General features: G+C 39.8%; 13 protein-coding genes. 4 read left to right on the top strand and 9 right to left on the bottom strand.

The window, feature by feature from the left end; translation table 11 throughout:
* Positions 1 to 44: 44 nt before the first annotated feature.
* The 3 genes from M1P97_RS24690 to M1P97_RS24700 all read right to left on the bottom strand — a co-directional run bounded on the left by M1P97_RS24690 (position 45) and on the right by M1P97_RS24700 (position 2,343).
* Positions 45 to 545 (bottom strand): hypothetical protein, encoded by a 501-nt coding sequence (locus M1P97_RS24690; RefSeq protein ID WP_249390476.1) that lies wholly within the window; start codon positions 543 to 545, stop codon positions 45 to 47.
* The gene (locus M1P97_RS24695) at positions 542 to 991 is read right to left on the bottom strand and encodes a hypothetical protein (RefSeq protein WP_249390477.1); all 450 of its coding nucleotides are present in this window, start codon (positions 989 to 991) and stop codon (positions 542 to 544) included. Before M1P97_RS24695 ends, M1P97_RS24690 begins: the two co-directional genes overlap by 4 nt.
* A gap of 125 nt (positions 992 to 1,116) precedes the next feature.
* On the bottom strand, positions 1,117 to 2,343 hold the full coding sequence (locus tag M1P97_RS24700) for a site-specific integrase (protein ID WP_249390478.1): 1,227 nt from the start codon (positions 2,341 to 2,343) through the stop codon (positions 1,117 to 1,119).
* Between the two features lie 650 nt (positions 2,344 to 2,993).
* Between M1P97_RS24700 and M1P97_RS24705 the strand changes: the two genes are divergently transcribed.
* The 4 genes from M1P97_RS24705 (at position 2,994) to M1P97_RS24720 (ending at position 7,318) form a co-directional block, all read left to right on the top strand.
* Positions 2,994 to 4,871 (top strand): AAA family ATPase, encoded by a 1,878-nt coding sequence (locus M1P97_RS24705; protein ID WP_237475965.1) that lies wholly within the window; start codon positions 2,994 to 2,996, stop codon positions 4,869 to 4,871.
* Positions 4,849 to 5,829 carry an HNH endonuclease family protein gene (locus tag M1P97_RS24710; protein WP_237475964.1) on the top strand — a complete coding sequence of 327 codons (981 nt, stop codon included), beginning with the start codon at positions 4,849 to 4,851 and terminating at the stop codon, positions 5,827 to 5,829. Before M1P97_RS24705 ends, M1P97_RS24710 begins: the two co-directional genes overlap by 23 nt.
* Positions 5,830 to 6,159: 330 nt before the next feature.
* Positions 6,160 to 7,008 (top strand): toprim domain-containing protein, encoded by an 849-nt coding sequence (locus tag M1P97_RS24715; protein ID WP_249390479.1) that lies wholly within the window; start codon positions 6,160 to 6,162, stop codon positions 7,006 to 7,008.
* A 133-nt stretch (positions 7,009 to 7,141) separates the two neighbouring features.
* On the top strand, positions 7,142 to 7,318 hold the full coding sequence (locus M1P97_RS24720) for a histone H1 (RefSeq protein ID WP_057279579.1): 177 nt from the start codon (positions 7,142 to 7,144) through the stop codon (positions 7,316 to 7,318).
* Between the two features lie 174 nt (positions 7,319 to 7,492).
* On the opposite strand, the gene M1P97_RS24725 is transcribed toward M1P97_RS24720, so the two are convergent.
* From M1P97_RS24725 to M1P97_RS24750, 6 genes are all read right to left on the bottom strand, one after another.
* Positions 7,493 to 8,437, bottom strand: a complete 945-nt coding sequence (locus M1P97_RS24725) for a hypothetical protein (protein ID WP_237475962.1) — start codon at positions 8,435 to 8,437, stop codon at positions 7,493 to 7,495.
* Entirely contained in the window at positions 8,406 to 10,004 is a 1,599-nt protein-coding gene (locus tag M1P97_RS24730; RefSeq protein ID WP_237475961.1) for a hypothetical protein, read from the bottom strand. The genes M1P97_RS24725 and M1P97_RS24730 overlap by 32 nt, the downstream gene beginning before the upstream one ends.
* Positions 10,005 to 10,122: 118 nt before the next feature.
* Positions 10,123 to 10,389 carry a hypothetical protein gene (locus M1P97_RS24735; RefSeq protein WP_229045448.1) on the bottom strand — a complete coding sequence of 89 codons (267 nt, stop codon included), beginning with the start codon at positions 10,387 to 10,389 and terminating at the stop codon, positions 10,123 to 10,125.
* Positions 10,390 to 10,668: 279 nt separating this feature from the next.
* The gene (locus M1P97_RS24740) at positions 10,669 to 10,965 is read right to left on the bottom strand and encodes a helix-turn-helix domain-containing protein (protein WP_237475960.1); all 297 of its coding nucleotides are present in this window, start codon (positions 10,963 to 10,965) and stop codon (positions 10,669 to 10,671) included.
* A gap of 13 nt (positions 10,966 to 10,978) precedes the next feature.
* Complete coding sequence (locus M1P97_RS24745; RefSeq protein WP_249390480.1) at positions 10,979 to 11,263, bottom strand: helix-turn-helix domain-containing protein; 285 nt, start codon at positions 11,261 to 11,263, stop codon at positions 10,979 to 10,981.
* 682 nt (positions 11,264 to 11,945) lie between these two features.
* Positions 11,946 to 13,619: an IS66-like element ISBf10 family transposase gene (locus tag M1P97_RS24750; protein WP_004312011.1), complete on the bottom strand. Its 1,674-nt coding sequence runs from the start codon at positions 13,617 to 13,619 to the stop codon at positions 11,946 to 11,948.
* Positions 13,620 to 13,642 lie beyond the last annotated feature (23 nt).

Here is a 13,642-nt window from a genome sequence, read left to right on the forward strand (position 1 = left end):
TTTGCTAAATATTAAATGGATATAATACTCCGTTAAACAGTGAGTTATCTGCTTTGCTTGTTTATTAGTTTAGGTAAATCCATATCAACGATTTGCAGATTTAGTATATCTGCTTCTAATATTGTATATGATGGTATGTGTTCTAACAATAATTCAAAATCAACTTGCAATATAAATTCGTTTTTTGGTCTGACGACAAAGTGATATTTATTATCAAAAATATTTCCTAGATTGGTTCTATCAAATGAAGAAAACCCTTTTTTAGCCATTGATATAAAGGAATTTAAGTAGTTACTTTCTTGCTCTTGTCTATTTTCAGAGTTGTTGAATCTAGAATATAAGAATGATTCATTGAATAGTAGCTGTTCAACATCAAAAATATCAGGCAACTGACTTACAAGATATTGGATACGCGGTAAACTCTTATTGTTGTTAACTTTGTTGGGGAGTTCTCCACCTGCTGATGCTGCATGAATCCAAATATTATTTATGCGACAAAACCAATCAATATCTCTTGTTGTTGTATACTCTTTGCGAAGTTTCATAAGCTGGGAAATGTCGATTTACAGTTATTACAGTATTCAATTATCTCACGAGTCCTAGGACGCATGGCTACGCTAAAATAAATGTTTGCTAGATCCTTGCAACCAGTTTTCTTGATTATTTTATTGGCTGCATGTGGCTCTGCGCATCTACCAATTATGAAATTACAAATATTACTCTTTTCTCCAATTGTTCCCAGTAAACGTAGTTTGTTGGCTAATATTAGAGCTAAGTGCGAAGATTTTACACCACGTGAATAATCTTTTTCAATAAGAACAGGATTGTCATAACAACTACATGCCACAGCTGTGGCAGGATAATCCCAACGATATTTATTGAAATTACCATTTTGGTTCCACTTTACAGTTTTACGTTGCAATATATTTTGGTTTACAACTTCTCCGCAATAATGATAAACAGCCCTATCAAGTGTCTTCTTATTAACCATATCTTATTATTTGTTTTGGTAAAGATATAAAAGATGAATGGATAATGCAATGATTACATGATAATTATTGAGCAAGATACAATGGCTATCTATCTTCAATTTTCTAGATAGCCATATGTATGTATTTAGTTTGTTTTAGTAGAGAAATTTTCTCGTACATTCTGCATATCCCGAAGAATACTTTGATCCAATACTTTGGCATATCGCTGTGTCATTTTTGTATTGGTATGACCGAGCATTTTAGCTACATTTTCCAGTGATACATTATTCGCTAAGGCAATAACGGTCGAAAATGTGTGCCGTCCGGTGTGCGTGCTCAAACTCTTTTTAATTCCGCAGAAATCAGCAATTTCTTTCAGGTAACTATTCATTTTTTGGTTGCATGGCACGGGCAATAATGTATCTTTCTTTTTCGCCAGTGGATGCCCTTTGTATTTATCTAATATCTTTAAAGGAATATCTAATAGAGGAATGTTACACATGATCTTCGTTTTCTGTCTGGCTTTCCTTATCCACAAATTTCCCTGATTGTCCGGTACAAGGTGTTCGGGTTTTAATTCAGATACATCAATGAAAGCTAAACCAGTCCAGCATTGGAATAGAAAAATATCACGTACTAAATCCAATCGGGGAATATCAAATACTTTATTTTGCATGATCTCTAATTCCTCTTTGGTCAGGAACTCCTTGTGTACTTCCTGCTCATGAAAACGGATGTTGATAAATGGGTCTTTCTCCATCCAGTCATTAGCTAATGCCATATTGGTGATTTTCTTCACCACTTTCATATAACGAATTACCGTATTTTCCTGCAAGTCCTTTTGAGCTTTCAGGAAGTGAATATAGTCCTGAATGATGGCATGGCTTATTTCTTTCATGGGAATATCCTTTAGATGATACTTTTTCAAAGCCATTTCTTTGAAATACCTTAGACAAGTATCAAAGCGGGAGATCGTTACTTTGGCGTAATCCTTGCCAATCAGTTCACGGCATTTGTCATTATGTTCTTGAAAAACTTCAAAGAACATCAGGTGCTTTTCATCCAGTCCAAGAAAACGCCTTTTAATCTCCATAGGATTGATTAGTTTATTTTCATCTTCCAAAGTTCGATGAATATCGTACAAGCGTAGTTTTACCGATTCAAGATAGCGGTTTACCTCTACAGATTTAGCGTCTTTACCTGTACACCGTTCTTTAGCTTGCGACCAAAGTTCAGGCTTAACGGTTCTTTTTAGCTGCATTTCAGCTAATTGACCTTGAATTGTTATCCGCAACATGATAGGTGTCTCACCTGACTTTACTGTTCTTGTTTTGCGGATGAAGAACAGCACGTTGAAAGTCTGTCGTTTCATACTTCAAAAATTAATGTTTAAAGTTACTGAATCGTGCAGAATAGCAAGATTTAAACGATAAGACAATCAACGACTTAGAGTACAATTCGTGGACATTTCTTTCAAGACTAAAATTGTCCACGATTTAGCACTACGGAAGTGCGTAATTCTGCCAAAAATATGCGGATTAGGGGAAAAAGAAAATCCCTGAAATGTTTCATTTTCAGGGATTTCGCAAAACTATACTGAGTTTTGAGTGGTGCCACCAGGAATCGAACCTTTTGCTTTGGTTTATTCTAATTCCTTGAATGACTGCACATTCTTGCTTTATCTTTTATGAAAGCCATTGAATTAGCCTTACACTAAATTCATTGCTTTTCTTTATCAATTCAACAATCATTATCTCTTTGACGCCGCAAAGATAAGCAAAAGGTTCGATTGCCGCAAATCTTTATTGATTTTTTTTAAAGAGGCAATATGAAATTTTGCTGTATATATTTATAATTTTAGGAAATTTCGCTAGTTTTGTTGCAGGAAGACATGAAGGGTATAAAGTGATGTCGGTGCTTGTAATTTAATGAATTAAGCATTTATTGCAAATGACAAGACGAATCGTATCACAACACGTTGATTGTATCGCTCATTACATAATTTGAATAACAAGAAAGTATATGAAAACATTTAAAATCATTGGTGTACGACCATTGAAAGGATGTAATAAACATGTAATAAAGAACTTAAAGTCTGATACTTTTTATACATTTTACAATAATTATGAATTTAAAGATGAGAAAGTGATAAAAAGTGAACAGCAAGTTCCGGATAATTTATATGCATCCAATATTAGTCTGCATGCTATTGTCGGAATGAACGGTAGTGGAAAAAGTACAATCGTAGAATTAATTATCCGGATTATAAATAATTTGTCTTTTTATATATTAGGAGAACAATCCGGAACATACGCTGCTGAGTCATTGGTTCCCGTAAGACGCTTGAATGCTGAATTATATTATGAAAAGGACAATGTCATTTATAAAATTACAATTTCTAACGATAGCTTTTCATGGACAGATGAACGTGGCAATATAATGGGAAAAAATAGTGAGGATTTACAATCTCTATTTTATACGATTGTCATTAATTACTCACATTATGCCTATAACTCACAGGAATATCAGTCTGAAATCATGGGTAGATATAAGAAAAAGTTTTGGATAGAAGCCCTTTTCCATAAAAATGACGGTTACAGAACGCCTATTGTTTTGAATCCTTTCAGAGAACGAGGTAATATTGATATCAATGTAGAAACCGAACTGGCAGAACAACGTTCCATAGCCTTTTTTTCTTATTTCAAGCTTTACCACTCTATTCGTTTTCATCCTGATTATGACATTAAATCTTTTGCAATCAAATTGGATAAAGATGGTGTATCGCAAAAAATCAAACATGCGATAAAAGACTATTATCCCTATTTGGCTGAAATAAAGGATATGAGCTGGGAGGATATGGAAAAATCAATCAAGGAGGCTTGGGTAAAAAGATTTTCGTTTCTTAACAAAAACAATGAATATTCAGAATATTGCTATCAATACCTTGTCTATAAAACAATGTCCATCCTTGTTAAATACTCCTTCTTCCAAGTCTATTTCAAGGACAACTCTAAAAAAGAAAACCCATTTGATGAAGTTGTGACTATGTTAATAAAGGATGAAAGTCATATAACATTGAAGATTCATCAGATTCTTTATTATTTGGATGACCCTTATTATCGTGAAGGGAGATATTATTGGAGCGATTTGGAACCTTTCTTAAAGAAAAGGTCGGATTCATCTGTTCAGATAGATAAAATTATGTATTTGTTACCTCCGCCAATCTTCAAGACCAGTTTTTATTTATCTTATAGAACGGATAAAGGGCGACATGGAGTTGTTAATATAACTGATTTGAGTTCAGGAGAAAGACAATTGGTTTACTCAATGAGCTCGATATTGTATCATGTGCATAATATATATACCATAAAATATGCTGAAAATCGAAAGCCGTATAATTGTGTACAGATAATTTTGGAAGAAATAGAACAGTATTATCATCCTGAATATCAGCGTGTTTTAATAGCTACTTTAATTGAGTATTTGAACAAACTTAATATTGATAAGAATTTTAGGATAGACATATTGCTTGTTACCCATTCACCATTTGTGCTTAGTGATATTCCAATGGAAAATATTCTTTTTTTAGAACAAGGCAAGTCTGTCACGTCAGAAGTAAAAGAGAAACTGAAAGAATCTTTTGGAGCCAATATGTATGACCTCCTTCGTTTCAGTTTTTTCCTAAAGGAAAGTGCTATTGGAAAAGTGTCCTATGAGGTTATTAATAGTTTAATGGATAAGATAATGAACGATGCCTCTTTTGATATGTCCGTTTGTTACGGACAAACTCAAATTAATCAGAGGAATCTTAATAAATACGTCAAATTGGTTGGTGATACCTTTCTTAAAAATATTCTTGATAAAAAATTGGGAAATAATGTATCCACTGAAAATAACTAAAAATACAGAAAGATTAGCGTTGCAGCATTTCAATGATGTAAAAGAACGTTTATTGGCTGATATTCATCATTTTCTATCGGGTAAGCATAGAATAATGAGGAAAGTAAAAATAGCTATTCATGGAGATAAACTTTGCGAAGATTTATTGAGGCATTTGTCTAATGAAGAAAACTTGAAGGAGCTTATAGTATCCCATCCGGATAAATTAAGAGATATAATCTCACAACTGCATCCGGATGCTTTTAACCCTGAAAAGAAATTGAACCGTATCCTTTATCATATCTTCATTATTTTTGGATATGAAGATGATATATTTAATAAGGATGGTTTTTACCGACAAAGCCAAGTGGGAACCTGTCCTTATTGCAATATGGCAGATATCCATTATACTCCTGCAACAGCGTTGTCTCAGACAGAAAAAGGAGTATTGGATCATTTTTACCCCAAAGAAATTTACCCAATGTTGGGATTATCTTTTTATAATTTGATACCAAGCTGTCCTTCTTGTAACGATGTTCAGCATAAGAGTAATAAAGATGTTACATCAAATAAAGGGGATGCAAGCTTAACCTCAATGCGTATAATCAATCCATACGAGTATCAAGATAGGAATTTTTTCTTTGATTACAACTTAAAGTCCCACTGGGAAAATGCGGAAAACAGCGATGTGGATATATTAACAGCTGGAGATAAAGAAGTTGGTTATAATGCATTGTTAAACCTGAATGGTCGATATAATACAATACAGAATCGGGAGACTGTAATTTCCATAATTCGAAAATTAAACAGGTATCCTGACACTTATTTTGATTATTTGAATATGTTATCCATACCAGCCAGTTTAATAAAAAAAGAATTTGATGATTGGGGATTTCATTTGAGAAGAGATGAGATTTATAAATATCCTTTCAATAAATTCAAATTGGATATATTGGAAAAAGCGAGGGCTAATATGTAACTAAAAGTATCTTTTTATCCTTAATTAATAAATTCACTCATAATTTTGTTATAAATATAGAATATAAAAAGGAAAAGAAGATATTTGTCTTCCAAGCATCCGCGTAAAAAAATGGATTTGGAGGGATAAGCAACAGGAGGGCTGCGTACTGTGTGATAAAGTTGTGCGGTTGGTCATTTTTAGAGGTAATGTAGCCTGTCGGTTCTATTGCCACATGTTATCTGACGACTTTTGATGACATCTGACGACTTTGTTTTTCTCATTCCAGGTATTAATCTGTTCTTTGTCTTGTGTAGTAACAGTGAGTCGGTTCATGAAAAATGTCATGCTATGAACATACAGGAAGCAAAGAAAATCAGGCTTGTTGATTTTTTAGGAGGACTGGGGCATCACCCGGTCATACAACGCGGGAACAGTGTGTGGTACAAGTCTTCTTTCCGGACAGAAAAAGAGGCATCCTTCAAAGTTGACTTTCGGAAAGAATTGTGGTATGATTTCGGTCTGGGGAAGGGCGGGGATATTATTACCCTGGCTAAGGAAATTTACCGGACAGATGATATAAGTCATGTACTGCGGTGTATTGAAGATAAAAGGGCGGTTTTGAAACCGATTACAATTTCCTGTCCTGCTGAAGAGGCGATGCCCGCCTTTCAGGAGTTGAGAATCAGGCCACTTGCCAACCGCATATTGCTTGCTTATCTGAAGGAACGGTGCATTGATGTGGAAACGGCGGGGAAAATATGCCGGGAGGCTTCTTTCAAGCGGAACGGAAAAAATTATTTTGCCATTGCCTTTCCCAATATTTCCGGTGGGTATGAGGTGCGGAACAGGTTTTTTAAGGCTTGTATCTCCCCCAAGGATATTACTTGCGTCACGAATGGACAGGAAACGGGCAGGTGTTATGTGTTCGAGGGATTTATGGACTATCTGTCTTTTGAGCCGGCCTTTCCTCTTTGGCCGAAGGGGGATTGCCTGGTGCTGAACTCCGTCAGCAACTTGCCGAAGGCTTTTCCCTTTCTTTCACGATATGATGACATTTACAGTTGTCTGGATAATGATACTGCTGGAAATAGTACGATGATGGCGATGAAAGAAAAATATGGCGGCCACGTACATGACCTTTCACAGGAATATGCCGGTTATAAGGATTTGAATGAATATCTGTGCCGTAAGCGATGAAACGTATGATTGTTGGAAGGATTATGTGAAAGGGGAATTGAATGTCATTTTGAATAATAAAACTACAGAATCATTTTCATTCTTGATTATTTTCGTTATTTTTGTACCGATTATTAATTAAATAAAGATTTATATGAACGAATTGTTGACTCAAATACAGGATGTATATGCCGCATTTTCTACAGATGCTGCGCTTCAGATTGAAAAGAATAACAAGGCCGCAGGTACTCGTGCCCGCAAAGCTTCGTTGGAATTGGAAAAATTGATGAAGGAGTTCCGCAAGCTCTCTCTGGAAGAGTCCAAAAAATAATTTCTTCTTTTCTGATTATCTTTACTTGCAGTTGCGGGATGTCGGTTTGTGAAAAGCCGCTTGCCGCCACTCTTTTGATATTTTTTTGACAGTACAACCAAAACGGATATATCCAATAGGCTTGGATTATACCGGTTGCAGTCCGTAATGGTTGTATTGTCCTGTAAATATGGGTTAGGGATGTTCCCTGTCTTGTTCGTTTCCCGCCCACAATGTCCGGTAGTCTTGGCAAATCCTTTCGTAATCTTCCGGCTTCAAGTGCGGGAAATTAGTGGCATACATATATTGAAGGTCTTCCGGCGTCAGTGTCGGATCTTGTCTTAGGATGTCATGGATTTCATCCTCGCATTCATAGCGGTCATTGAATATGCCCGTATGCGGATAGGCAGCGGTACAATCCTCAATGATATGCTCTACAAACAACAGGCCTTTCATCAGGTCTTTCTTGACCGTTATCTCCTGGTCTGAATGGGCGTTGTAATAACCGCAACTCAGATTGATACAGCTGACATCCAGCCCGTTCCCTTTCAGGACCATTACATCGGTCAACAGCCCGTTGTTCTCCTTATAGCCCCATTCTTCAGGCTTTACCGCTTCTATGAACTCATCCGAACAAAGTTCCGAGAAACCGATGCTTGTAATCAGGTCGGAATTGCCTTTCCGGTCGGGCTGGATGACAAACCGTACGTCGTTGAAAAAGGGCATGTATGCGTTGGAACTGCCCGCGCATCCGGTTTCCTCCTCTTTGAAGAAGGCTATTTTAATGGTATCGTATTTTTTCAGGCATTCCAGACAGATGAATATTCCGTTCTTGTCATCCGCCCCCGGATTCTCAAACCGCCGTTTGCCCGGGGAATAGCCGAAAATGATGTCCTTTGTCTCTATCGCCTTGAAATCCTTGGAGTGGTGGCAGTGTGCCACCTGGTCGATATGGCTGACCAGGCAGGGATAGTTTTCCCCCGTCCCTTTTATCACATAAAGATTTCCGTATCGGTCCTGTGAGACGGATATGTCACCGGGGAGTGTTCCGATATAGGAACGGAGGAAACGTATCATATCCTGTTCCTTTCCGCTCGGGCTGTGAATGCTATACAGCTTTTTTAGCAATTGTGTATTCATGTTCTTTTTCATTAAGTTTGTAACCATAGGGAAGGTCGGTGCCGGGATTGAGCGTATCAAACGCCTCTTTGCCAAATATCCATGCCTTTCCGTCCTTTACCAATTTGTCCAATGTCCCGGCGGTGATGCTTGTATCCTTATACTTGTTTTCCGCATCCGTCCATACCTGAATCCGGGTGATGTCGTCCTCCTTTTCAAACCATTCATCGTCGTATTCGGAATAATACCAGTTCTTCCGCTTGAATTCCTTCTCCGCTTTTTCCATGCACTTGCCACAACAGTACTTCTCGCCGGTCAGGTGCGATTGCAGGGCATCCCTGTGCAATATCCATTCCTGACATTCATCACAAGTTGTACAGTCATCATCATGGTGGTATTCGTATATTGATTCTATCCATACAAAATCGTTCAGGTTTTCCGTATCCACATGGGTTTGCGTACCGTTCCTGTAGCACAGCCGGGTTTCTTCACAATAATATCCATGATAGTCATCCCATTCATCCCCGTCCTCATCCCCATTGAGGTTGATGTCTGTGGTGTCAAGGTCGTGAGAATATTCTTCCGGTTCATAATTATAGGCTTTTTTCTTACTATGATTATACCATTTGAAGGAATCCTGATAAGAGAGCGTGTCGTGTATATCCAATCGGCAATCGATTTCAAACTTCTTATTTTTAAGGGAGTTTCCGGAAATGTCCACAAAAGCATCCGCATCACGGCATGATGCGCCGATAACCTTATATCCGTCTATATATTCTCCATGAATCAGCTTGTCAATCAGCAGCCTTTTCAGCGTGTCGTCCTTATTGGAGGCGTATTGCCTTTCCAACAACCTCCATTTTTTACCGTGCTGGTCTGTCACGTCTGTAAACAGGATTGCCCTTGCTATGATATAATCATGTTCGTCTGTGATATAGGCGGCCTTGGCATTCACAGAATAGGCATAAAACTCATCCCTGTTCCTGCCCGTCATACAGGAACCGAAATCACCCTTGCATTTCCAATAGTCATATATCTTGTCAAACCGGTTGTCCACATGCAGTTTCAGACCGGAATCATGCCTATAGGCATAGGTGTACCATTGCCGGGTGAAGACATCTCCGGAAAGCCAGTTCAGGATTCCCGGGGAAAGCAGCTTTCCAATCTCCGTTTCAAGGATAAGCGTCCTCATGAATTTTCCGGATTTCATTTTGAAGGTCCGGTTCCGTTCAACATTGATATAACAGACTGAAAACCTGTCCATATCTTCGCAAATCCCTTTGGATTCATTTGTCCTGTACAATCCGGAGTGATAGGTTTCCCCTATCAGTTCCACCTTGTTTGTAAGCTTTCCGTCGTTCCTTCCGGACTCCTTGACAGCCTCGGTAACTTTTTTCTGCAAGTCTGCCATATCGGATATGTGCAACAGGCTGTAATCGTTGTGTTTCAAACAATACCGGAGCAACAGGGGATTCTTTAAATGTCCGAGCAATATTTTGTTCTTTCTGGATATCACTCCGTTTTCCCTTGTTGTAAGTCCGAACCGTTTTTTGAAATCTTCGTAGTTTTTAATTTGGTAGTATAACATATTTTCCAGTTTTGATATTGTCCATGAATAAAAAAGAGATATCCCTCCCGGGACATCTCTTTGGGGTGTTTTAAACCGTATATTCCCTCACGTTGGAGTAAGGGTCTGTATTTCCTGTTCAGGCAGGCATATACATCCGGACTGTTTTTTCATCCAGCCTAAGCAGTTCCTTTTCGGGCAGGAAACAGTCTGTTTCTTCCATCAACTCAAATCCTTCCGGTGAGTTCGGGTGGTTCCGTATGGCATACTCCAGTTCGTCAGAGGCAATTTTCATTCCGTCAATTTCGATGAACGGGTACTTTATTCCGAAAAAGTGGAGATATTCAATCCGGTTGTTGTCCGCCACTTCCGTTTTGTAATTTTTCATTTCTTTCGTTTGAACCATAATCTTTCTTTTTTGATTAAACATGACCGGCTTGGCAAAAGCCGGTATTTCCATTTCTTATATGCCCCGGTTTGCTTTTTGCCGTGATTGCGCAAGGCTTGGAAGGAAAAAATACCGGAGCGAAGCGAGGATGATTTTTTCCTTCCAACCAGTCCGAAGGACCGCCTTGCCCAATCGAAGGCAAAAGGCGACCTTTGCAGGTAAGAATTGAAATACGATATGAATGGCGGTCTGCCATGGAGAAGAGAAGCCGTCCGGTAGGCAGAGGCGGTACAGGATTCAGTCGAACGCTTCCATCCGGTTGCTTTCCAGCAATGCCAGGACATCTTTCTCCTTGTACAATAATTTGCCTCCTATCTTGTAATAGGGTATTTTTCCGTTCAGGCGGTAGTCCGCCAGTGTCCTTCGTGTCAGTTTCAGTTTTCCGGCAAGCTCGCTGTCCGTCATGTAACGGTCGCCGTTCAGTAGCGGACGGAACTTTTCTGCCCGTATGTCCAGAAGGTGGGACAATGTGTCAATGTTCCGGAAAAACTGCCTGATTTCCGGACTTTCCTTGGTCAATAGGGATTGTGCCATTGTATCTTGCCGATTAAAGGATTACCTGACGAATCGTATTTTCCATAAAGCGGATGATGTCCTGACGCCTGTAATATACTTTACGGTCTATATGGCTGTAAGGGACTGCCCTGCGTCTTCGGAGCTGTAACAGTTTTCCGGGGGAGACTCCCATCAGCATACATGCTTCCTGGTTGTCTATCCAGTCATCCATACTCTGGGAATTTTCCCCGCATATTTCCCGCACTTTTTTTGCAAGGGCTTCCAAGGCCCTGTTCATTTCCAAAAATGTCTGCGCTTCAATGGTTACGATTTCCATAGGTTTCTCTTTTTTGTCCGGTACGAAAATAGGGATGGAATCCCTTTCCTCCAAAAAGGTGTCTGTAAATGTCATCAGACGGCATCAGATGGCAAGGGGAACGAAAATGTGAAATATTTAAATGCCCCCGAGAAAGTAGCAAGCAGGAATTGAACAGGATTTTAGTCCCTGTTTAAATTTTCTTCAAAAGGGAATGACTTGCAGGTCTTTTCCGATAAAAACAACTATATTTATCCGCCATCAGGATTTTAACCTTTGAAACGTTTATATTATTATGGAATTGATTGTGAATTTGTCGGTAAGTATTCGATAAACTCCCTCGTATATTGGGTAACGTATGTTCATAATGTCGTTTATTCATTTTATCGTTCTATGATTTATTGTTACATCAATTCAACCCAAAGATGTGCGGGTTCTATAGTAATTGATATTATCCCTACTAATGGAGCGGATAAAAGGAAGTTTTTCCCCTTTGCCCCTTATTTTCCTGTGACAAATGTGATAAAGCGATATTTTTATCCCTACTTTCCCGCCATAATTGGTATAAAAGGGTATTCTTTCCCTTATTTTCCCTATTTATCGGGGATAATGAAGATAAAAACGGCACTTTATTCCCTTTTTTCCCGTCTTGATTGGCATAAAACGGTAGTTTTCCCGTGTTTAGGCGAGATTTACGAAGGTATCAGGAGTCTTTCTTGGGAGATTCCGGTGACGTAACGGATAATATCTTGCCCTTGGATAACAGATTGTCAGGTAACAATTCGGCCAGATCCATCGAGTAGTCATCGTCATAATCATGTATATGTTCAAGGAAGTAGATCAGCCACGTGCGGAAGTCAGCCCCGGCAGCCTTGCAGCAGCCGAAGAACGAGTAGAGCACCGCCGCATCTTCAGCGGCATCATTATTGCCACAGAACAGGTAATTACGTCTGCCGCACGCGACAGGCCGCACTTTATTTTCTATCTCGTTATTATCCGGTCTGTAACGACCGTCCAGATGGTACCTGGAGAGTTTGTCGAACCTTCCGTATGTATATTTTATGGCTTTTCCGATCGGACTGTCTTTCATTACTTTGGGATATTCATTGACCAGCCATTTCTCGAAGCGCACAAGTATGGGATATGCAAGACGTGCCCTAAGTTCAGCCCTCTGTTCGTAAGTCAGGCGTTCATCGTCAGCCTTACGCTCCACGTCATAAAGCAACTGTATCTGTGCGAGCGCATAGTCGGCACGCTGCATGTCATTCTTTCTTGCCTCCCAAAAATGTCTGCGTGCATGGGCCCAACAGCCAAGAAGGATAATACCTTTCTTGGCGTCCAGCATCTCGTACCTTTCGTATCCGTCCGTCTGTATGGCTCCCCGGAACTTGCCGAAGAGTTTCAGCACCACCTTTCCACTTCGGGAACCCTTGTCATAGTAAAAGAACTGACGTCCGGTCATGACACTGCGCACAAGCCAGATATAACCTTTGACCGTCTTGTGTCTCTCGTCATTCATCACGGGGATTGTCGTTTCATCCGACTGTATGTAGTCAGTCTGCATCACCAGCTCCCATAATCGGAAGTAAAGGGGCCTTAGCAAATCCGCCACATCCTTGAACCAGTCGTTGACCGTTGACGCGGGGAGATGTACCCCCACACGTTTGAACTGTTCCAGTTGCCTGTGGAACGGTATGTGATCCACATATTTCCCTATCATCATGTCTGCCAGCAATGAGGCAGAGGCATAGCTCTTTGCTATTGGCATGACGGGAAGCGGGCCGGTCTTGAACTCGTTTGTACCCTTCCGTTTGGCTGTATGGCGCACTATCCTGCGGATATAGAACTTCTCGGGCTCGTGCATAAGGATCTCGGTCACTTCCTCTCCGGGAAGGAGCGTCCACTCTTCCGGATTATACCCTTCGGGATATATATGGACCACCTCACGCTCAAGATTCTCCGGAAGGGATTTTCTCGCAGGATGCTGCTTCCCCGCTTTTTTACGGGCGATGATCGCTTCTCTGGTAGCCTTCAACTCCTTTTCTGCTTCTTCTGCGGCTTCAGCCTCCTGGGGAAGCATGTCAAAGCCTTCAAAATCCAGCCAGCGGTCCTGGGCGTCAGGCTTTATGAACTTTTCCGCCTTCTTACCGTACAACTGCCGTTCAAGATAGGATACACGTTGCTCCAGACTGTTGATTTTTGCTTCCTTTTGGGCGATTATGGCATCCTTGTCAGACAATAAAGCCTCATACACCTCTTTGTCCGCAGCTTTAAGGGGCTGCGTGGACACCATCTCCTTCAACCGGCTGTTTTCTCTATACAGACAGTCGCATTTGTGCATGAGATCCTTTATCAGTAATTCCTTATCGGTTGGCATAATCGTTTAAATATGATGCTAAG

The sequence above is a fragment of the Parabacteroides leei genome (genome assembly GCF_023369805.1).
Taxonomy (GTDB): domain Bacteria; phylum Bacteroidota; class Bacteroidia; order Bacteroidales; family Tannerellaceae; genus Parabacteroides; species Parabacteroides leei.

What these genes read in the sequence shown, in the direction of transcription:
- M1P97_RS24700 (WP_249390478.1), bottom strand. Translation starts at nt 2,343, where the DNA reads ATGAAACGACAGACTTTCAACGTGCTGTTCTTCATCCGCAAAACAAGA.
- M1P97_RS24695 (WP_249390477.1), bottom strand. Translation starts at nt 991, where the DNA reads ATGGTTAATAAGAAGACACTTGATAGGGCTGTTTATCATTATTGCGGA.
- M1P97_RS24715 (WP_249390479.1), top strand. Translation starts at nt 6,160, where the DNA reads ATGAACATACAGGAAGCAAAGAAAATCAGGCTTGTTGATTTTTTAGGA.
- M1P97_RS24745 (WP_249390480.1), bottom strand. Translation starts at nt 11,263, where the DNA reads ATGGAAATCGTAACCATTGAAGCGCAGACATTTTTGGAAATGAACAGG.
- M1P97_RS24690 (WP_249390476.1), bottom strand. Translation starts at nt 545, where the DNA reads ATGAAACTTCGCAAAGAGTATACAACAACAAGAGATATTGATTGGTTT.
- M1P97_RS24750 (WP_004312011.1), bottom strand. Translation starts at nt 13,619, where the DNA reads ATGCCAACCGATAAGGAATTACTGATAAAGGATCTCATGCACAAATGC.
- M1P97_RS24720 (WP_057279579.1), top strand. Translation starts at nt 7,142, where the DNA reads ATGAACGAATTGTTGACTCAAATACAGGATGTATATGCCGCATTTTCT.
- M1P97_RS24705 (WP_237475965.1), top strand. Translation starts at nt 2,994, where the DNA reads ATGAAAACATTTAAAATCATTGGTGTACGACCATTGAAAGGATGTAAT.
- M1P97_RS24735 (WP_229045448.1), bottom strand. Translation starts at nt 10,389, where the DNA reads ATGGTTCAAACGAAAGAAATGAAAAATTACAAAACGGAAGTGGCGGAC.
- M1P97_RS24740 (WP_237475960.1), bottom strand. Translation starts at nt 10,965, where the DNA reads ATGGCACAATCCCTATTGACCAAGGAAAGTCCGGAAATCAGGCAGTTT.
- M1P97_RS24730 (WP_237475961.1), bottom strand. Translation starts at nt 10,004, where the DNA reads ATGTTATACTACCAAATTAAAAACTACGAAGATTTCAAAAAACGGTTC.
- M1P97_RS24725 (WP_237475962.1), bottom strand. Translation starts at nt 8,437, where the DNA reads ATGAATACACAATTGCTAAAAAAGCTGTATAGCATTCACAGCCCGAGC.
- M1P97_RS24710 (WP_237475964.1), top strand. Translation starts at nt 4,849, where the DNA reads ATGTATCCACTGAAAATAACTAAAAATACAGAAAGATTAGCGTTGCAG.